This window comes from Tetzosporium hominis (assembly GCF_002265435.1).
GTDB lineage: Bacteria > Bacillota > Bacilli > Bacillales_A > Planococcaceae > Chryseomicrobium > Chryseomicrobium hominis.
Map to the genome: position 1 here is coordinate 23,232 of NZ_NOKQ01000196.1, position 19,706 is coordinate 42,937.

The 19,706-nt window shown below is 44.4% G+C and carries 18 protein-coding genes; 3 read left to right on the top strand and 15 right to left on the bottom strand.

Going from position 1 to position 19,706, the window contains the following annotated elements:
* Positions 1-2 precede the first annotated feature (2 nt).
* The 9 genes from hisB to hprK all read right to left on the bottom strand — a co-directional run bounded on the left by hisB (position 3) and on the right by hprK (position 8,192).
* A complete protein-coding gene (hisB, locus tag CF394_RS05865) occupies positions 3-596 on the bottom strand; it encodes an imidazoleglycerol-phosphate dehydratase HisB (RefSeq protein ID WP_094942300.1) in 594 nt (197 codons plus the stop codon).
* A complete protein-coding gene (gene hisD, locus CF394_RS05870; protein ID WP_094942301.1) occupies positions 589-1,875 on the bottom strand; it encodes a histidinol dehydrogenase in 1,287 nt (428 codons plus the stop codon). The genes hisB and hisD overlap by 8 nt, the downstream gene beginning before the upstream one ends.
* Positions 1,872-2,507 (bottom strand): ATP phosphoribosyltransferase, encoded by a 636-nt coding sequence (gene hisG / locus CF394_RS05875; RefSeq protein ID WP_094942302.1) that lies wholly within the window; start codon positions 2,505-2,507, stop codon positions 1,872-1,874. Before hisG ends, hisD begins: the two co-directional genes overlap by 4 nt.
* Complete coding sequence (locus tag CF394_RS05880; RefSeq protein ID WP_094942303.1) at positions 2,507-3,664, bottom strand: ATP phosphoribosyltransferase regulatory subunit; 1,158 nt, start codon at positions 3,662-3,664, stop codon at positions 2,507-2,509. Before CF394_RS05880 ends, hisG begins: the two co-directional genes overlap by 1 nt.
* A gap of 694 nt (positions 3,665-4,358) precedes the next feature.
* Complete coding sequence (locus CF394_RS05885; RefSeq protein WP_094942304.1) at positions 4,359-4,838, bottom strand: acyltransferase; 480 nt, start codon at positions 4,836-4,838, stop codon at positions 4,359-4,361.
* A complete protein-coding gene (ppaX, locus tag CF394_RS05890; RefSeq protein WP_094942305.1) occupies positions 4,835-5,488 on the bottom strand; it encodes a pyrophosphatase PpaX in 654 nt (217 codons plus the stop codon). The genes CF394_RS05885 and ppaX overlap by 4 nt, the downstream gene beginning before the upstream one ends.
* On the bottom strand, positions 5,485-6,426 hold the full coding sequence (locus tag CF394_RS05895) for a nucleoside recognition domain-containing protein (protein WP_094942306.1): 942 nt from the start codon (positions 6,424-6,426) through the stop codon (positions 5,485-5,487). The genes ppaX and CF394_RS05895 overlap by 4 nt, the downstream gene beginning before the upstream one ends.
* A 16-nt stretch (positions 6,427-6,442) precedes the next feature.
* Positions 6,443-7,255, bottom strand: a complete 813-nt coding sequence (lgt, locus tag CF394_RS05900) for a prolipoprotein diacylglyceryl transferase (protein ID WP_094942307.1) — start codon at positions 7,253-7,255, stop codon at positions 6,443-6,445.
* A gap of 16 nt (positions 7,256-7,271) precedes the next feature.
* Positions 7,272-8,192 carry an HPr(Ser) kinase/phosphatase gene (gene hprK / locus CF394_RS05905; RefSeq protein WP_094942308.1) on the bottom strand — a complete coding sequence of 307 codons (921 nt, stop codon included), beginning with the start codon at positions 8,190-8,192 and terminating at the stop codon, positions 7,272-7,274.
* 107 nt (positions 8,193-8,299) lie between these two features.
* Between hprK and CF394_RS05910 the strand changes: the two genes are divergently transcribed.
* Entirely contained in the window at positions 8,300-8,839 is a 540-nt protein-coding gene (locus CF394_RS05910; protein WP_094942309.1) for an N-acetylmuramoyl-L-alanine amidase, read from the top strand.
* An 823-nt stretch (positions 8,840-9,662) separates the two neighbouring features.
* Here CF394_RS05910 and CF394_RS05915 read toward each other — a convergent pair.
* The 4 genes from CF394_RS05915 to CF394_RS05930 form a co-directional block, all read right to left on the bottom strand.
* A complete protein-coding gene (locus tag CF394_RS05915) occupies positions 9,663-10,817 on the bottom strand; it encodes a DUF4097 family beta strand repeat-containing protein (RefSeq protein ID WP_094942310.1) in 1,155 nt (384 codons plus the stop codon).
* Between the two features lie 82 nt (positions 10,818-10,899).
* Positions 10,900-13,773, bottom strand: coding sequence for an excinuclease ABC subunit UvrA (uvrA, locus tag CF394_RS05920; RefSeq protein WP_094942311.1), 2,874 nt, complete (start codon positions 13,771-13,773; stop codon positions 10,900-10,902).
* Positions 13,774-15,768, bottom strand: coding sequence for an excinuclease ABC subunit UvrB (gene uvrB, locus CF394_RS05925; protein ID WP_094942312.1), 1,995 nt, complete (start codon positions 15,766-15,768; stop codon positions 13,774-13,776).
* 167 nt (positions 15,769-15,935) lie between these two features.
* A complete protein-coding gene (locus CF394_RS05930) occupies positions 15,936-16,172 on the bottom strand; it encodes an IDEAL domain-containing protein (RefSeq protein WP_094942313.1) in 237 nt (78 codons plus the stop codon).
* Positions 16,173-16,350: 178 nt separating this feature from the next.
* Here CF394_RS05930 and CF394_RS05935 point away from each other — a divergent pair, with 178 nt between their 5' ends.
* Positions 16,351-16,884 carry a competence protein ComK gene (locus tag CF394_RS05935; RefSeq protein ID WP_094942314.1) on the top strand — a complete coding sequence of 178 codons (534 nt, stop codon included), beginning with the start codon at positions 16,351-16,353 and terminating at the stop codon, positions 16,882-16,884.
* Here the strand turns inward: CF394_RS05935 and CF394_RS05940 are convergent.
* Positions 16,845-17,219, bottom strand: a complete 375-nt coding sequence (locus CF394_RS05940) for a YhjD family protein (RefSeq protein WP_094942315.1) — start codon at positions 17,217-17,219, stop codon at positions 16,845-16,847. The genes CF394_RS05935 and CF394_RS05940 overlap by 40 nt on opposite strands.
* 97 nt (positions 17,220-17,316) lie before the next feature.
* The gene (locus CF394_RS05945) at positions 17,317-18,357 is read right to left on the bottom strand and encodes a glycosyltransferase family 4 protein (protein ID WP_094942316.1); all 1,041 of its coding nucleotides are present in this window, start codon (positions 18,355-18,357) and stop codon (positions 17,317-17,319) included.
* 287 nt (positions 18,358-18,644) lie between these two features.
* Here CF394_RS05945 and CF394_RS05950 point away from each other — a divergent pair, with 287 nt between their 5' ends.
* Positions 18,645-19,622: a proline dehydrogenase family protein gene (locus CF394_RS05950; protein WP_094942317.1), complete on the top strand. Its 978-nt coding sequence runs from the start codon at positions 18,645-18,647 to the stop codon at positions 19,620-19,622.
* Positions 19,623-19,706 lie beyond the last annotated feature (84 nt).

Genomic DNA, 19,706 nt, shown 5'->3' on the forward strand with positions numbered 1-19,706 from the left:
CCTTATGATAATGACCCTTTTGTAGAAGGCACTCCTGTTACGCGAGGGTCAATCTGAGTTGCTTCGTCTAACGCACGTGCGAGGCCTTTGAAGATAGCTTCAATCATGTGGTGCGTATTGTGTCCATAATGAACGATGACATGCACATTCATTCGAGACTCTAAAGCGAATTTCCAAAGAAATTCATGAACCAGCTCGACATCAAATGTTCCCACTTTTTCTTTCGGGAACTCTGCACGAAACTCGAGATGCGGACGGTTTGAAACATCTACGACTACTTGAGCGAGCGCATCATCCATTGGGATGAACGCACTGCCATAGCGTTTAATTCCTTTTTTGTCCCCAAGCGCTTGCTGAACGACTTGCCCTAACACAATGCCGACATCTTCAGTCGTATGGTGATCGTCGATCTGCGTGTCGCCTTTTGCGGTAATCGTCCCATCAAACAATCCGTGACGGACAAACAAGTCGAGCATATGGTCAAGGAACGGAACTCCTGTATCTACAGTTGCTTTTCCAGAACCGTCTAAAGCAAGCTCTACTTCTACAAACGTTTCACTCGTTTCTCGTTTTTGATGCGCTTTACGTTCAGTCATGATTGATTTCCTCCTGGTCCTTGCGAATCTCTACTGCGCGAGCATGCCCTTCAAGTTGTTCCATTCGGGCAAGACGAGCAATCTTCGGATAGTTTTGATTCCATAACTCTTTTGTATAGTTGATGACACTTGTTTTCTTTTGGAAGTCTTCCACACTCAGTCCGCTCGAGAAACGGGCTGTACTGTTAGTCGGTAAGACGTGATTGGTGCCTGCAAAATAGTCGCCGATCGGCTCTGACGAGTAGCGTCCGAGGAAGATGGCACCTGCGTGGCGAATCTGTCGGCTGAGCGCTTCTGCGTTTTCCGACAAAATTTCTAAGTGCTCAGGTGCTAGCTGATTGACTGCTTCCACTGCTTGCTCCATGGACTCCGTCACATAGATCATGCCGTAATTTTCAATAGAAGCTCGCGCAATCTCTTGCCGTGGTAACGTTGAGAGTTGTCGCTCGACTTCTGTCTTTACTTGCTCCGCTAGCTTATGGCTCGTTGTGATCAAGATCGAGCACGCCAACACATCATGCTCCGCTTGTGCAATCAAGTCCGCGGCGACATCAGCAGGCCGTGCCGTGTCATCTGCAAGAACTGCGATTTCACTTGGTCCTGCAATACTATCAATCGACACAGTACCAAATACTTCGCGCTTCGCAAGTGCTACAAAGCGATTTCCTGGTCCAGTGATTTTGTCGACCTTTGGAATGGATTCTGTGCCGTACGCAAGAGCTGCGATGGCTTGTGCCCCACCCACTTTATAGATTTCATCAACTCCAGCAATTGAAGCCGCAACCAATACTCCGATAGGAATAGACCCATCCGATTTTGGAGGCGTTGTGATGACAAGCTTTCCTACACCTGCAACTTTGGCAGGAATGGCATTCATCAACACGGAAGAAGGATACGCAGCGGTCCCACCTGGAACGTAGAGTCCAGCAGCATCCATCGGTAAGAAACGGTAGGCGAGATAGCTGTCGTGATCAAGAGGGAGTGTCAATTCGTCACGCAATTGAAGTTCATGAAACGCGCGAATATTATCAGCCGCTTCTTGCAAATCTTGCTTCAGCTGCGGATCAATCTCTTGCAATGCCTGTTCGATTTCCTGCTTGCTAACTCGTAGTGTCGTGAGCTCTGCTCGGTCCCACTTCTTTGTATAGCTGAAGAGTGCCGCATCCCCATTCTCCTGAACATCTCGAATGATGTTTTGGACGGTCTGACGGTCTTGCTCCGACCCTTGGTCCACAGAACGCTGGATGGTCATGGTGTTGTTCCATTCTGTGATTTTCATCGTTGCATCTCTCCTACTGCTTGTTGTAGTCGTTTCGCCATATCTCGAATTCGTGCTTGTTTGACACGGTAACTTACAGGATTTGCGACTAGTCGAGATGTGATATCCGCAATCTTTTCGTATTCAACGAGCCCGTTCTCTTTTAGCGTCCGTCCTGTAGAGACGATATCGACGATTCGGTCCGCAAGACCAATCATTGGCGCCAGCTCGATTGAGCCGTTCAGCTCGATGATTTCGACTTGTTCGCCTTTTTCTTTGAAGAATGTCGTTGCAATCGTCGGGTATTTTGTCGCAACGCGTGGTGCCACATCATTCATCACGGTATCTGGAAGCCCTGCCGTTGCCATGTAGCAATAGCTGATCTGAAGATCGACAAGCTCCATCACACTTCGCTGCTGCTCGAGCAACACGTCTTTACCCGCTACGCCTAAGTCCGCAACGCCGTGTTCGACATAAACAGGAACGTCCATCGGTTTCGCTAAGATGAAGCGCAATTGTTCTGAGGGTACTTCAACAATCAGTTTGCGAGAGTCTTCCATTTCATTCGGAAGATCATATCCAGCTGTTTTTAGTAACTCTAAGGCTTCTTCAAAAATACGGCCCTTTGGCATCGCAATCGTCAAGTACTCCATTAGCGAGCCTCCTTCGTCAAATCAATCACATCATCGAAGTTTCGTTCAAATGCTGTTTTATCAAGGACGCTTTCTTTGTACTGCACCGTCACATAATTTCCTTGCACTCGTAATGCAGCAGCTTGTTGATTCGCGTCTCTAGTCGACTCTTGGTCTGTATAAATCAAAGTTCGAGTTGGGGCATCGACAGCAGTCGGCAAAATTTCTAGTAAATAATCTAAACGAATACTGAAGCCGGTTGCTCCGACTTTCATTCCGAACTGCTCGAGTAAATCGTCATAGCGTCCGCCATTTCCTAATGCGAAGCCGCTTCCTTCTGCATACACTTCGAATACCATTCCAGTGTAGTAGTGCATGTGGCTGACTACAAGAGGGTCTAGCTGGAAATGCTCTTTCAGTTCAGGTAAGTCGTCAATCCAGTTGCTGACGGATAAGAACTGTTCTGCCGCTTCTGTCTGGAGGACTGGGAACTGCTCTAATAATTCTTTTAGCGTCGTCCCGCGAATCGACTGTTGGAAGAATGCGAAGAATTGTTCCGAGTCGGCATAAGTTGCTGCCCAGCGGTCAATTCCTACAAAGTTTTTATCTACTAAAAAGTGTCGGACACGATCTCTTTCCGTCGAATCTGGAATCAAATTATCAATCGCATGATTGATCAATCCTGCATGACCGACTGTGATGGTGAAGTTTTGAAGTCCGAGCGATTTTAAGAGTCCTGCTGCCATCTGCAGCATCTCACTATCGGCTAGAGCACTTGTGTCTCCAAGAAGTTCTAGACCGAGTTGTTCGAATTCTGCTGGCCGTCCGCCTTCTCGTTGCTGCGCACGGAACACGGTCGAGCTGTACGCTAAGCGAAGCGGATTTTTCTCTTTTAAAAGTTTAGCAGCCGCAATTCGAGCAATTGGTGTTGTCAGATCGGGACGCAACACCAGCATCTCCCCTTGGTTATCGACTAATTTAAATAGAGCCGCTTCATCTAACGAGCTGATTTTTCCGATGGTCTCGAAGTATTCGAGAGAAGGTGTTTGGATGAATTCATAACCATGCTTGCGCATATAGTCCATGGCTTCGGCACGAATTGTATGTTGTTGGGCATATAAGCGCGGAAGGGTATCTCGCATGCCCAGTGGTTTTTCGAAAGGTTGGATGGTCGACATGTTGTTCGCCTCACTTTAAATGCTTTAGTCTGCTAGAGTAGTAGAGAAATGAATTATTGTTTTAGTTTACGGTATGCTGTACTATTCGTCAACCTTGCCGTCTTTTCCTTCCATACCCTGTTTAGTTAAGGCTCAAAATGAGCTGAAAGTGCTCGGAAAAGATCCGCTTATCTGTGGGAGCGGCCATCAGAATTCTATCTTTGTGAAGCTAATTTCACCTGAGAAGCCTTTTTCCAAGGGGAGAACCACGAAGCTTTTTGGCTAAGTCCATTGTTTCGAAAAGGGTAGGCTTAGAGTGCTCGGAAAAGATCCGCTTATCTGTGGGAGCGGCCATCAGAATCCTCGCGGCATACCAAAGCTTGCGCTTTGGCCTCCGACTGCGGGTTCTTCAAACCACTCTGATACCACGGAACGCGTATCTTTTCTTTCACACTCTCCCATAGTATGTGCTACAAAGAATGTTGCAAGAAGCATGCCTTAGATCTTGGGGCTGTTTCCTGAAGAATCAGGTCTGCCTGATTTGAAGACGGATACTTTGCAAAGAGTGCAGGGGTGACTCCAGCGGGATTAAAAGCGGAAGCTGAGACCTTGGCTCAGCCCGCGCCCGCGGAACGCTTCCCCTGCACGCGATAAAACATACAAAAAGGCAGCCTCTCTTCTGAGAAACTGCCTTTACTAGATTTTGTATTAGTTCTTACGGGCGTATTATTTGCATTGGGTTACCACCAACGAAGGCACCCGCTGGTACGTCTTTATGGACAAGAGTCGCAGCAGAAACCGTGGCACCGTCTCCAATCGTGACACCAGGAAGGATCGTTGTGTTCGCGCCGATCAGCACATTATCACCAATGATCACATCTCCTAATCGGTATTCATCAATCAGATATTCGTGAGCCAGAATCGTCGTATTGTAGCCAATGATTGCATTTTTACCGACTTTGATTCGTTCAGGGAACATGACGTCGACCATCACCATCAGTGCAAATGCAGTCTGTTCACCCACTTCCATCTTCAAAAGTTTGCGGTAAAGCCAATTTTTCATACTTAGAGACGGACTGTACCGAGCCAATTGAATCACAATAAAATTCTTCATCACTTTCCAAAAAGGGACTGTCTTGTAAATCTGCCAAAGCGAGTTGCTTTCTTTCACCGGATAGCGTTCGGTGTTTCTCATGCTTCTTCACCAAAAGTGATATTCACGAGCTCTGACATATCATGAATTGCATAGACCGGTTCAAACGCCATCAGATAATCAAGACCTTTGATTGACCACGCTACAGCTACTGAATCCACGCCTGCAGCTCGTGCAGCTACGATATCATGGAAATTGTCTCCGACCATCAGCGCATGTTCAGGTTTAACTTCCAGCTTTGATAGTGCAAGCTGCACAGGTTCAGGATCTGGCTTAGCGTTTTTGACATCATCCAACCCGATGACTGCAGTGAAATACTGTCGCACATTCATCAGATTTAAAGCCCGTTCTATCATTTCATTTCGTTTTGTGGAAACAATGGCCAGCTTGATTCCACGAGCGTGCAAGTGCTCGAGCGTTTCTACAACACCAGGAAACGCTTGAACCATTGCATCATGATTCTCCATGTTCCATTTTCGGTACGCTTCGATTAAATCGTCAACTTGCGTAGGATCGACTTGTTGAAACGTCTCATATAGAGGAGGACCTAAGAAAGGTAGGATGGTTTCACGAGAATATTTCCCAGGAAATCTTTCATCTAAGACCGTCTGGAATGTCTGGATAATAAGCTCATTTGTATCAATCAATGTTCCATCTAAATCAAATAAAACCGCTTGTATATGTTGTGTCATCCTTGTTGGGTCACCTCGTTCTGTTGTGTTCGTTCCGCTCGTCTCCAGACATATGCTACTGCTATCGTCAGAACAAATGCGGTCACTAGACGAATGATGAGTAGCGGTAAAATCGGAATACCGAGGGGAATAAAGATCAATGTATCTTCAACTACTGCGTGACATGCCACTAAAAAGATGAAGACTAGTGTCGCGTCTTTCTTGCTTACTCCGTCTTCCTGTACGGCTTGAATCATCACACCTGCACCATAAGCGAGTCCAATGACCAACCCAGCAACTAAAGTGGACGCCGCATTTTGTTGAACTCCAATCACCCGTGTGAGAGGACCCATTCGGTCACTTAGCTTCGCCATATAGCCTTTTTCACGTAAATACTGAATGATGATCATGAGTGGAATGACAATAAGGGCAAGTTGCAAGACACCACTACTTGCTTTTTGCAGGCCAAGAACTAGTATCTCTCCCCAACCTTCTGGAGTAGCTGCTGACGACTGAATGACGCCGTACTGTGCAATCTCGCCTCCACCTTTCCATAACCAATTGATAAGGACAGCGGAAAGAATGGCTAGTCCAAAACGCACGACGAGTACGACCCAAAGACGGACACCTACTCGAAGAGCCACGCCCGTCTCGATGAAAATGTTGTGCGAGAAAGAGAGCATGACAGCTAAAATAAACACTTCTTTGACGGTCATCTCGAGCGATAAGATGCCCGCAATCCCTGCGTATAAATTCAAGGCATTCCCTAAGACGAGCGGAATGGCTGCTTCTCCGGGAAGACCGATCAGTTGCATGAGTGGGGCAATTGCTTTAGTCACCCATGGAAGGACTGGAGTAAACTGCAGAATCGTCAAAAGCAGTGTGATGGGAAAGATAATTTTCCCTAATGTCCATGCTGTTTTTAATCCCGCCTGTACTCCACGCTTTAAAATTCCCACGAAATTGCCTTCTTTCTTAATCTTGATAGCGAACTTTCACTTTTAAAATGAAACGACGGTAAACGAATACGATAATGGCTACTACAATTGTTACAAGAGAGACCACTTGGGCAGCACGAAGGTCTCCTACTATGTAGAGACTGTCCGTTCGAAGGCCTTCAATAAAGAAACGACCTACTGAATACCAGGTTACATAGAACAACAACATCTCTCCACGCAATAAGTTCACTTTACGAAGCAAGATCAAGAGAATGACGCCTGTCAAATTCCAGATAGATTCGTATAAAAATGTCGGATGGTAGTATTTCCCGTCGATATTCATCTGCTCAATGATCCAGTTTGGAATGAATAAGTTTTCTAGGAAGCTTCGAGTAACTTCTCCACCATGTGCTTCTTGGTTAATGAAGTTCCCCCAGCGACCCACAGTTTGTCCTATTAAAATACTCGGTGCCGTGATATCAGCTACTTTTAAGAAAGAGTCGTTACGACGTTTTGTAAAGAAGTAAGCCGTCAGGAATGAAGCAATCAATGCTCCGTGAATGGCAATGCCGCCTTCCCAGATTTTAAACGCATCTATAGGATTATCGGCATAATTTTCCCATTGGAAGATGACGTAGTAGATACGAGCTCCAATGATGGCGAGCGGAATCGCCCATAGTAATAAATCAGTCAAGTATTCTTGATGAAATCCTCGTTTCACCATTTCTTTCTGCGCTACGATAAACGCTACCACAATTCCTAACGCAATGATCACACCATACCAACGAACAGCTAAAGGTCCTAGTTGGAAGGCAATCGGATCAATGGCCAGTAGTACACTATCCCACATTCTAAGTTCCTGCTTTCTATTTAGAGTTGATGACGGAATCTAAACGATTCGCAAAATCTTCTGCTGCGTTCATTCCCATCTTTTTAAGGCGGTGGTTCATAGCAGCTACTTCGATGATGACGGCCAAGTTTCGACCTGGACGAACTGGTACTGTCAGTTTTGTGATTTCCGAATCGATGATCGGCATCTTTTCTTCTTCAATTCCGAGACGGTCGTAATTTTTTTGCCCATCCCATAATTCAAGTTCGATGACGAGAGTAATCCGTTTTTGACTCCGAATAGCGGAAGCTCCAAACAACGTCATGATGTCGATAATTCCGAGACCACGGATTTCGAGTAAATGCTCAATTAGTTTCGGTGCCGAACCAATCAAGACACCTTCCCCTTCTTGACGAATTTCTACACAGTCATCCGCGACAAGACGATGACCCCTTTTTACAAGTTCGAGGGCCGTCTCACTTTTCCCGACTCCCGATTTCCCGATGATCAAAACGCCGACTCCATGAATATCTACTAGTACTCCGTGTACTGCAGTCGTCGGTGCCAACTCACGTTCCAAGAAATTGGTCAATTGGCTATAGAATCGTGTCGTAGGAACATGTGTCGTAAACACGGGAACCGATTTTTCATTTGAAGCGGCTACTAATTCTGCTGGCACTTCATGATTGTGAGCTACGATGATAGCAGGAGTATCGGATGCACACAGTTTCAGCATTCGTTCTCGTTTCTCGTTTGGTTCTAAAAGTTCAAAGAAAGACAGCTCCGTCTTTCCAAGAAGTTGAATTCGTGAAGAAGGATAATGCGTGAAATAGCCGGCCATTTCAAGTCCTGGACGTGAAATATCGATGATGGAAATATGTCTGCCAATCCCTTCCTCTCCCCCAACAAGTGTGAGTGGAAACTGATCAAGCAAATCTTTTGCGGTGACGTGGGCCATAAGGTTCCCCCTCTCAAAACATATCTCTTATTGTAACATGACTACCAAAGCGAAATGTATCCTTGTGACCTGTTTTTCTCTATTTATTCAGAAAAGGAGGGAACACCATGATACTAGTTTTAGATGCAGGACACGGGCCTCATACGGCAGGAAAACGCTCACCAGACGGCAGATTGCGAGAATACACAGCGAATGCCGCCATTGTTCGCTACTTGATCAAGGAATTGCAAGATGTCGCCACCCTTCACGTCACGACTACAGGATTACGAGACGTCCCGTTATGGGAACGGTCGCAGCTGGCCAATACCGCCCAGGCCGATTTGTTTGTTTCCATACATGCCAATGCATACGGTTCTAACTGGAACGCGGTTTCGGGAATCGAGACGTACATCTCTCCACATGCGAGTCGGCAGTCGGAGAAAGTGGCTGCTGCAGTGCAGAAGGAGCTGGTTAGTAAAACCGGAAGGCTCGACCGAGGTGTAAAAAGAGGCAACTTCCATGTACTCGTCCGAACAAAAATGCCTGCTATATTAGTAGAAGTGGGGTTCATGACAAATCGGTTAGAATGTGACTTGCTGCTGTCACCTGCGTACCAAAAACGCTGCGCCGTGGCCATCGCCACAGCTATCAAAAAATCTATGGGTTAATTAGCCATTAAATGCCGGTCATTTCTACTTGCCAAGGAAAGATTTTGAGAAAAAAGTAAGAACCAACAGTGGCCGATTCGCTTATTGAGCGAATCGGCCACTGTTCTTCTTAATTCTTTAACAAATCAATCCAAGCTTGTAGAAAAGACCTATATTCTTAGAGCTTTGTTGAGAAGTTGTGGAACTGACCCAAATCTGCGACGTCTTCGCCTTTACTCGTTCTTTAGTTATAGCTTACTTGCTGAATAGTGATCCGATAGTAGTCGGGCTACGCTGGGGCGGGCCCGTCACGAAAAGTTAGGAAGTCATAGTCCAGTCAGCGAGATAGTAGTCGCAACATACAGGTTCATTTTCAATGTACTTGTAATCGATATAACCCGTGGGGTTAAAATTCTGTTATCATTTTCGCTTACTAGCTGTTCAAGACTGTGTGTTCGAGCTCTAAGCATCGGGTCTTGCCCCAGCACAGCCCCGCATCTACCTAGTTTCTTAGAGAATACCCTTGAGTTTTGCACTACTATTCAGAGGCAGCGCCGACCATACAAATCTGAATTTCCACAACTTCCGGCAAAGCAGTTACAGAGCGGTCTTCTACTATCACTAGATGTGGATCTTCTCCCGTACGATGAAGAATGGTGCAGGACTCGCTCGCAAAGCGAGTCCTGCACCTTTGGTTTATTGTTCTTAGAGAAGTTTCATCGTCTCGAGAGAGAAGAGGCCGTTCTGTCGAAAATAGATTACGAGCTATTTAAATTGAAAATTGTATACCTTGATGTCTATAAAAAACCTTGGAAGTCATAGGACTCCCAAGGTTTTTGTTGGTTTAGCTATTTAATTCAGGATCCACTGATGCCGTCTGAGACGCCGGTTCATCCGTCGTCGTATAACGCACAATCACCGTCCCCGTCTTCGCTTCACCTGATACATATAAAGGCGCTTGTCCGTCCTCTAATGCTTTCGTGAACGATACTTTCTTATTCATGAACTGCTCAGAGTGATTGCTCTGTGTCACATCCGCAAGCTGCACATCAAGTTGTCCAAGTTGTGTCGTTGCTTCCCCTTTTAAAGGAATATGACGTGGCACGTACAATTCTACATTTCCAGAAAGTGCAGAGCCTTCTAATTTTCGAGGCGCCTGATGTTTCGTCGTCAAGATCAAGTTACCGTTAACTGAACTCGCCTCAAGATCCCGAATCTTCCCTTCCACGTAAATGCGTCCGTTCACCGCTTCTACATCCACCGCTTCTCCGTTCACATCTTTCAATTGCACAGCACCGTTGACCGTTTCCACGTCAACTTCTTCAATTTCCATATGGTGCAAAGATACTTTTCCATTCGTCGTCTTCACTTTGATATGTTTTGCGTCGAATGACCCTGCCGTAAAGTCTCCGTTGAACAACCGGACTGTCAATTGCTCATAGTGTTCTTTCGGCACTTTCAATGTCATGTGGACGGCAATTGTCTTCATATCACTGAAGACACGCAAACGGCCATCCTCTTCTTTAAATACAAAATCCGAATGCAATTTTTGGCGAAGTTCTTCTTCTGCCATCCCGCGGTAAGATTTCACCGTTACATCTGCCGTTACGTGCCCATCTTCTGAAGGATAGATCTCGGCTTTACCGTTTGCAATGTCTACAGTAATAGAACGTAGGTGTTCTGGCTGTAGCGTATAGCTATCTTTAATTGTGACCGCATCTCCAAAAGGATTTTCAAAATCGAATTGGCGAAGCTTATCGACCGTCCCTTGCATCATCTGCATGACACGTTCTCCGATCACTGTAAAATCTCTCTTGGCATCTTCAATGAAGTCACGATTGCGATTCGTTGACTGATTGGTTGAATGTTGGTGATCCGTGAATGTCGTATGTGTCTGTTCTTGTTCTTTTGATAAAGCGTCCAGCAGTCCCATTGCCTCTTGTGCAGTAATTTGTCCGTTTTCTAGCATATCCAATATACGTTTACGTTCATCTTGCATGGTGTGGCCTCCTCTTTCTACTGGTAGTCTTTCTCTTACAGTATCTCATACGTATTTCAAACGAAAAAGTTTCAAGCAATCGTCACGCTTTTACTTTTGTCGCCTTCTTCAACGCTTCTTCCATACGAGCCTTGTCCCGTTCTAGTACTGGTTTCAAATAGCGACCTGTATAGGACTCAGACACTTCACAAACTTCTTCCGGAGTTCCCGTTGCGACAAGAGTTCCTCCCTTGTCCCCGCCTTCAGGGCCAAGATCAATCATGTAGTCAGCCGTCTTGATCACATCCAGATTGTGCTCAATGACAAGTACACTGTCCCCATTGTCTACTAAGCGCTGCAAGACGACTAACAATCGGGCAATATCATCTACATGCAATCCAGTCGTCGGTTCATCTAAAATATAAAAGCTCTTTCCGTTAGAACGTTTGTGGAGTTCACTCGCTAGCTTGACGCGTTGCGCCTCACCACCAGAAAGTGTCGTGGCTGGCTGACCTAGTGTCATATAGCCTAAACCGACATCAACAATCGTCTGCAGCTTGCGTGCAATCTTCGGATGGTTTTCGAAGAACACTACGGCATCTTCAATCGTCATCTCTAAAATGTCGGAAATGTTCTTCCCTTTGTATTTCACTTCAAGCGTCTCTCGGTTGTAGCGCTTCCCGTGACAAACTTCACACGGAACGTAGACATCCGGTAAGAAGTGCATCTCAATCTTTAAAATCCCGTCTCCGCGGCAGGCTTCACAGCGGCCCCCTTTAACATTGAAGCTGAATCGACCTTTTTTATACCCACGCACTTTCGCTTCATTGGTAGCTGCATAGACATCACGGATATCATCGAATACGCCTGTATAGGTTGCCGGATTGGACCTTGGAGTTCTTCCGATTGGAGACTGGTCAATATCGATAATTTTTTCGAGTTGCTCGATACCTGTAACACCTTTACTGGCTCCAGGTTTCGTTTTAGCACGGTTGATCTTTTGCGCCAACGACTTGTACAAGATTTCATTGATCAATGTACTTTTCCCTGAACCAGACACACCAGTTACTGCGGTGAACACGCCTAAAGGAATGTCGACACTGACTCCTTTTAAGTTGTTTTCAGTCGCATCTTTGATTGTCAATTTTCTTCCGTCTGATACTCTACGCTCTGTAGGAACTGGAATGAATTTCTTACCGCTCAAGTAGTGACCAGTGAGCGATGCCTTGTTCTTCATTACTTGTTTCGGAGTACCTGCTGCTACAATTTCTCCACCGTGTACACCCGCTCCAGGACCGATGTCAATCAAGTAATCCGCTGCCATCATGGTATCTTCGTCATGTTCTACAACAATCAGCGTATTCCCAATATCGCGCATACTCTGGAGCGTCCCAATCAAACGGTCGTTATCTCGTTGATGAAGCCCAATCGAAGGCTCATCCAGAATGTACAACACTCCAGTCAAGCGTGAGCCGATTTGTGTGGCCAGTCGAATACGTTGTGCTTCTCCTCCTGAAAGAGTTCCTGCTGCACGGCTTAATGTCAGGTAGTCTAATCCCACATTGACGAGGAAACCAAGTCGCTCTTCGATTTCTCGTAAGATCAGACGTGCGATTTGCATGTCTTTTTCTGACAAAGAGAGTGAATCAAAGAATGCCTGAGCTTCTTCAATAGAAAACTCACTCACTTCTCCGATATGAAGGTCGCGCACTTTCACGGCACGAGACTCTTCTTTCAGACGGTAGCCGCTACATGTAGGGCAGGCGTGCTCCGCCATGTATTTTTCCATCTGTTCACGAATGTAATCCGAAGACGTATCTTTATAGCGGCGCTCGACGTTCGCAAGTACTCCTTCAAAATAAATCATATTGTCTCGAACTTGACCAAATTCATTCACATAGCGGAATCGGAGTTTTTCTTTGCCCGACCCTTTCATGATCTTATCCCACTGGTCTTTAGGCAAATCTTTAACCGGCTTTTTCATTGAAATCTTATAATGTTTCGCTACAGCCTCTAAAAGTTTCGGATAGTAATTGGAACTTGTAGGTTGCCAAGCTACGATAGCTCCCTGTTCAAGAGATAATGTCATATCTGGAACTACCAGCTCTGGGTCTACTTCAAGCTTCACTCCAAGACCGTCACAGTCCGGACAAGCACCAAACGGACTGTTGAATGAGAACATCCGAGGCTCTAACTCTCCGATAGAGAACCCACAGTAAGGGCAGGCATGATGTTCAGAGAACAACAATTCTTCTTCCCCAATGACATCGATGATGACATTTCCTTCTGCTAGACGAAGAGCGGCTTCTAATGAATCACTCAAGCGCGCTTCCACGCCTTCTTTAATGACAATTCGGTCAATGACAACAGAAATGGTATGCTTTTTGTTTTTCTCTAATTCAATATTGTCGTCTAAGTCAATCAGGTCTTCGTTAACGCGTACGCGGACATATCCTTGTTTACGTAAGTCATCAAGTAACTTCACATGGGTCCCTTTACGCCCTGACACTACTGGAGCCAATACTTGCAGCTTCGTGCGTTCCGGATATTCCATGATGCGGTCTACCATCTGTTCAATGGTTTGAGATGTGATTTCAATCCCATGATTTGGACAGATCGGCTTCCCTACTCGCGCATATAAAAGACGCAGGTAATCATTGATTTCTGTCACTGTCCCTACTGTAGAACGAGGATTTCGACTCGTCGTTTTTTGGTCGATCGAGATGGCCGGAGATAACCCTTCGATGGTATCTACATCCGGTTTATCCATCTGCCCTAAAAATTGGCGAGCATAAGCGGAGAGTGACTCTACATAGCGGCGTTGCCCTTCTGCGTAAATTGTATCGAAAGCAAGTGAGGATTTCCCTGACCCTGAAAGTCCCGTCATGACGACGAGCTTGTCACGTGGAATTGTCACACTCACATTTTTTAAGTTATGGGCACGAGCCCCTTCAATTCGAATCTCTTGGTGTTTCATTTAGTTTCCTCCCTCCAGCTTCAATTCTAGAAGTGCATCTCGCAGTTCAGCCGCTCGCTCGAAGTTCAGAGCACGTGCAGCATCTTTCATTTCCTTTTCTAAGCTGGTAATAAGAGTAGCTCGCTCTTCTTTTGAAAGCTGCTTTCCGGACACCAATTGCTGAGCATAAGTTTCCGTCTCTTCTGCAGTTTGCGTAGCTCGTATGACTTCGGGCACTTTCTTGGCAATAGTTGTCGGTGTAATACCATGTTTCTCATTGTATTCCATTTGAATGGTGCGACGACGTTTCGTCTCATCGATGGCCTTTTGCATGGAATCTGTGATTTTATCGGCATACATGATGACTTCACCATTTGAGTTTCGCGCCGCGCGACCGATTGTCTGAATCAACGAACGCTCCGAGCGTAAAAATCCTTCTTTGTCTGCATCCAAAATTGCCACAAGAGAGACTTCAGGAATATCTAAACCTTCTCGTAATAAGTTAATTCCAATCAATACGTCGTAAGTACCAAGACGCAATTCTCGAATGATTTCAATCCGCTCAAGCGTTTTAATTTCCGAATGTAAGTACTGCACTTTAATTTGCAGTTCCTTCAAATAATCAGCTAAATCTTCCGACATCTTCTTGGTCAAAGTCGTAATCAACACACGTTCATTACGTTCCGCTCGAAGATTGATTTCGTGAATCAAATCATCAATCTGTCCATGAATTGGTCGAATAGTAATGACCGGATCCAGAAGCCCTGTTGGACGAATGATTTGTTCGACCATTTCTGGCGAGTGTTCGAGCTCATATGGACCTGGAGTTGCCGATACATAGATGGCTTGATGGATTCGGTCTTCGAACTCTTCAAACTTCAAAGGACGGTTGTCTAGTGCTGACGGCAAACGGAAGCCATGTTCTACTAGAACCGATTTACGCGCTTGGTCTCCGTTATACATGCCGCGAACCTGTGGTAAAGAGACATGGCTCTCATCCACAACAAGTAAAAAGTCATCCGGGAAATAGTCAAGTAACGTATAAGGAGTGGCACCTGCTTCACGTAATGTCAAATGTCGAGAGTAGTTTTCAATACCAGAACAGAAGCCCATCTCTCTCATCATCTCAAGGTCATAATTGGTTCTTTGCTCTAGACGTTGCGCTTCAAGTAACTTGTCTGCTGCACGTAACTTTTCCAGTTGTTCTTCCAGTTCTCTCTCGATATTTCCGATGGCAATTTGCATCTTTTCTTCTCGAGTAACGAAGTGGGATGCTGGGAAAATAGCGACGTGGTCGCGCTCAGCAACAATCTCACCAGTCAATGCATCCACTTCACGAATTCGATCAATCTCGTCTCCAAAAAACTCGACTCGAATACATTTTTCATCTCGAGAAGCTGGAAAGATCTCGACAACATCTCCTCGAACACGGAAAGTCCCCCGGATAAAATTGATATCATTGCGTTCGTATTGGACATCTACAAGGCGACGAAGCAATTGATTGCGTTCAATCTCCATTCCTGTACGCAAGGAAACGACCATCTCTTTATATTCTTCCGGATTCCCTAAACCATAGATACAAGAAACGGAAGCGATGATGATGACGTCTTTACGTTCAAATAAAGCCGACGTCGCAGAGTGACGTAGCTTGTCAATTTCATCGTTGATACTGGAATCCTTTTCTATATAAGTGTCCGTCTGAGGAACGTAAGCTTCCGGTTGATAGTAGTCGTAATAACTAACGAAGTATTCAACTGCGTTATTGGGGAAAAATTCTTTGAACTCACTATATAGCTGTCCTGCAAGTGTCTTGTTGTGGGCCATGACAAGAGTAGGACGATTAATTTCTTTTATCACGTTTGAAACGGTGAACGTCTTTCCTGTACCCGTTGCACCGAGAAGTGTCTGATGACGTTTGCCCTGCTGGACACCTTCAATCAGTTCTTGAATCGCATTGATTTGATCGCCTGCAGGTTCATAGGGAGCTTGCAGATCAAAGAGGGTTTCTTCGGCCATGTGTCACACTTCCTTCTATTAATAAGTCGTTCTGTTTGTCGTTGGTATGCTATACCCTTTTTAACCGGCAGTTAAAAACGAACGTATGTTTTTATAGTAGTCCTTCCTGCTTATTTTCGCAATTGATAACCTTTTATAAACGAAAAAAAACTGCACATCGGCAGTTTTTAATCGTTTTTATGTAGCTCTTTGAGCTGACCTGTATATAGCATGAACTTCTCTTGATCCCCCAAGTCCAATGCTTCATCGATGCGCTTCTCTAATCTCTCGATGAGCTGCTCTCGGTGAATATGGTCTAAGAACATATCCAGATAGATTTCTTGTAGCAGCGCGGCCGAGGTGTTCTCTGTTCCCGTGTCTGACATAGCTTTTAGAAAATCTGTGTATGAATAGTACTTATCCATAATATTCACCTCTTTTGATTTCTATTATAGCAACACTTTCTTTATTTGCAATAACTTTTTAGAAAATTCAAACTAAATGAACTAGAGTTTGTTTTTTAAATAATCCAATAATAATAGTTGTCTCACTTCCATTTATCGGTATAATAGGAAGTAATATAAGACGAAGGGGCTATGTTATTTGAACGGAAAACGAGTAGATAAAGATACATACTTAACGCTAGACACCGCCATCGTAAGACCGGTCTTCAGCGATTTACGTTTACAGGCAGAAGTGATCACCTTATCTGGAACAAAAACGATTTATGCCGCAGACTGTTTCACGCTAGTAAAAAACACATTTGAGTTTTGCGGAAAATCTATAGGTTATGCAATTAAAGAAGCAAATGAATTACTTGGTCCGTATCATAAAATTCCCATTGTGGTAGAAAATGTGGCTGGGCAGTTGTTTGTGTTAGTCCCTTTACTGTCTCCCCGCTCTCCTTTGAACACTTGGGTGGCACTCCATGCCATTGCCCTTCACAAGAAATCAGCTGTTGCCAACGGCTTTACGGATATCCATTTGACTAACGGAGAGATTGTCACAGTCAATTCTTCTTTCACGACTTTGAACAGACAAATTGTACTTGCTAATGCTCTACGTGCTGCCTATTTAAAAAACGTAGAAGACAGACATCAGTTTTTGTCGTTCGCATCTCCTCTTTTGCCTAAATAAAGTTGTAAATACTCTTCTACTTGGTTACGAAGACGTACGTTTAAATAACGACGATGCTCTTCGTATCCTTGATGGAAGAAGATATATTCTGTAAACAACTCATCGCCTTCCCCTCTCACGACTTTAAGTCCCTGACTCCGAATCACTTGATGCACGTTTTTCAATTCCTGCTGCACTGCTCTGTCTGCTTGATCCAATAACTCTAAATAAGGTCTTGGCAATTTAAAGCCAGCTTTGCTAAACAACTCGCGGTCTTTTGCCAGCACTGTCATAACCATTGGCAAATAAATGAGTTTTTCAAGAGCATCCAACATCTCTTCTGACAAAACAGGCATTTCCCTCACTCCTTAATCGAACAAACGTTCTATATCTATTATTGTACATCGAACAATAAAAAAAGCAACTTCCAATTTCTTCGGAAGTTGCTTTTGCTTATTTTGTGAATTTCAAGAAATTAAGTAGTGGGCGATAATTCTTACCCGCTAAGCCGATCATCTCTACGAACAATTCAATGATGACTAGCATCACCGCTACAAGGAGAAGTGCCCCCCATACTGTAGCTTGAGAGAAAATCAAAGCTGTGATACCAAATAGAGCGGCAATCGCATAAATAATCAAAACCGTTTGACGGTGTGTAAAGCCGACATTTAACAGACAGTGATGCAAATGCGATTTATCCGCTGCGGACAACGGTTGCTTCTCACGCAGTCGTCTCACGATAGCAAAGAACGTATCGGAAACAGGAACACCTAACATGATGACTGGAATGATTAAAGCAAACATCGTAACTCCTTTAAAGCCAAGTAACGCAAACACGGATATCATAAATCCAAGGAACAAGGCTCCCGTGTCTCCCATAAAAATACGGGCCGGGTAGAAGTTAAATACTAAGAAACCAAGTGTACTAGCTGCTAATATAGCTGTTACAGTAGCTACAAATGGGTTCCCCATTAAAATCGCCATAGCGGATAGGGTGACTAGTGCAATAGTAGAAACACCAGCTGCCAAGCCATCCAATCCATCAATCAGATTCACCGCATTGGTGATTCCTACGATCCAAATGATAGTGAGTGGAATGGCAAAGTACCCAAATTCCAAGTCTCCACCAAACGGAAGATTGATAAATTCAATTTGAATTTCGCCGTAAACTACAATGACAACAGCTGCAGCAAGTTGACCAAGCATTTTTGCTTTTGCAGTAATTTCTAACATATCATCAAGGACTCCCGTGATGATGATAATAGTAGCTCCTATTAATAACGCTTTATCAAAGTCGCCGTCTGGACGATAGATTAAATAAGTTACGATAAAAGATAGATAGATGGCAAGGCCACCAAGGCGCGGCATGATGCGCGCATGAACTTTACGATAATTGGGACGATCCACAGCTCCGATTCGGTAAGCAAGACGCTTTACGAGCGGAGTAAATACGATGGATGCGACAAATGCCAAGACCAATGCATAGGCTAGCATGTCTCTCCTCCTCTTTCTAATTAAAACTATAATTTTTCATAGAACTCTGGTTCTATAACTAGACGTTGCTTACATACAAGAAGTTTCAGCTAAAACACTGAAACTCTAGGAAAGTATATAGGATGCCTATTTAATTGTCAAAAGACGGACGACCTATTTCTAAAAGTATACCCACAGTCATAGAAATTAAAGCCATTAAATAGACATCTTCCTAATTTTCAGAATCATCGTTTTCAGAAGCGATATATGATATACTTTCAGTAATTTGAATAGATAGGGGAATCGCCATGTTAAGAGATTTTTTTATCGCGTTATCTGAAAACCAAGCGTTGAATGCTGCGGCTAAACGTTACGGTCTGAAAATGGGCGCACAACACGTTGTTGCTGGAACTACTGTCGAAGAAACCATTGAAAGCATCAAGAAATTAAATGCTATGGGGATTTCCGCTACAGTGGATAACCTAGGTGAATTTGTATTTGAACGCGAGGAAGCTCTTGCGGCTAAAGAACAAATCTTAGCTGTTATCGATGCGATCAACGAGCACCAAGTAGATGCTCACATTTCATTGAAGCCTTCTCAACTTGGTCTTGATATCGATTATGATTTTGCTTTAGAGAACCTACGTGACATCGTAGCACACGCTAGCAAAACAGATATCATTATCAACATTGATATGGAATCAAACAAACACTTACAACCATCATTTGATATTCTAGACGAACTATCAAAAGACTATGACAATGTAGGGACTGTAATCCAAGCTTATTTCTTCCGCGCTGAAGAAGATATCCAGAAGTACAAAAACTTCCGTCTTCGCATTGTAAAAGGTGCTTACAAAGAGCCTGCTGAAGTCGCATACCAATCAAAAGAAGAAATCGATGCAAACTACATCCAGTTGATCGAATACCATCTATTGAACGGGAAGTTCACTTCTATCGCGACTCACGACCATAATGTCATCAATCATGTGAAGCAATTCGTGAAAGAAAATGATATCTCAACTGACAAGTTCGAGTTCCAAATGCTTTATGGATTCCGTACAGATATGCAGAAAGAATTAGCTGACGAAGGCTACAACTTCTGTGTGTATGTGCCTTTCGGTCAAGACTGGTATGGCTACTTCATGCGTCGTCTTGCAGAGCGTCCACAAAACATGAACCTTGTAGTGAAACAAGTGTTTACGAAAGATACGAACAAAATGATCGGATTAGCTGCAGCTGCTTTTGCAGTCGGCCGTCTATCAAAACGTAACAAACGCAAGTAACAATTGAAATTGGGATAAAACCCAATAAAGGGAGTTTCTCGTAGTGAGAGACTCCCTTTTGTATGTTCTATTGTGAGTAGGGGA

Excerpts from the sequence above, each read along its gene's own strand:
- hisG (WP_094942302.1), bottom strand. The coding sequence starts at position 2,507 with ATGGAGTACTTGACGATTGCGATGCCAAAGGGCCGTATTTTTGAAGAA.
- hprK (WP_094942308.1), bottom strand. The coding sequence starts at position 8,192 with ATGGCCCACGTCACCGCAAAAGATTTGCTTGATCAGTTTCCACTCACA.
- CF394_RS05880 (WP_094942303.1), bottom strand. The coding sequence starts at position 3,664 with ATGTCGACCATCCAACCTTTCGAAAAACCACTGGGCATGCGAGATACC.
- CF394_RS05950 (WP_094942317.1), top strand. The coding sequence starts at position 18,645 with ATGTTAAGAGATTTTTTTATCGCGTTATCTGAAAACCAAGCGTTGAAT.
- CF394_RS05915 (WP_094942310.1), bottom strand. The coding sequence starts at position 10,817 with ATGCAAGATGAACGTAAACGTATATTGGATATGCTAGAAAACGGACAA.
- uvrB (WP_094942312.1), bottom strand. The coding sequence starts at position 15,768 with ATGGCCGAAGAAACCCTCTTTGATCTGCAAGCTCCCTATGAACCTGCA.
- CF394_RS05945 (WP_094942316.1), bottom strand. The coding sequence starts at position 18,357 with ATGCTAGCCTATGCATTGGTCTTGGCATTTGTCGCATCCATCGTATTT.
- lgt (WP_094942307.1), bottom strand. The coding sequence starts at position 7,255 with ATGTGGGATAGTGTACTACTGGCCATTGATCCGATTGCCTTCCAACTA.
- CF394_RS05910 (WP_094942309.1), top strand. The coding sequence starts at position 8,300 with ATGATACTAGTTTTAGATGCAGGACACGGGCCTCATACGGCAGGAAAA.
- hisD (WP_094942301.1), bottom strand. The coding sequence starts at position 1,875 with ATGAAAATCACAGAATGGAACAACACCATGACCATCCAGCGTTCTGTG.
- hisB (WP_094942300.1), bottom strand. The coding sequence starts at position 596 with ATGACTGAACGTAAAGCGCATCAAAAACGAGAAACGAGTGAAACGTTT.
- CF394_RS05940 (WP_094942315.1), bottom strand. The coding sequence starts at position 17,219 with ATGCCTGTTTTGTCAGAAGAGATGTTGGATGCTCTTGAAAAACTCATT.
- ppaX (WP_094942305.1), bottom strand. The coding sequence starts at position 5,488 with ATGACACAACATATACAAGCGGTTTTATTTGATTTAGATGGAACATTG.
- CF394_RS05885 (WP_094942304.1), bottom strand. The coding sequence starts at position 4,838 with ATGAGAAACACCGAACGCTATCCGGTGAAAGAAAGCAACTCGCTTTGG.
- CF394_RS05930 (WP_094942313.1), bottom strand. The coding sequence starts at position 16,172 with ATGGATAAGTACTATTCATACACAGATTTTCTAAAAGCTATGTCAGAC.
- uvrA (WP_094942311.1), bottom strand. The coding sequence starts at position 13,773 with ATGAAACACCAAGAGATTCGAATTGAAGGGGCTCGTGCCCATAACTTA.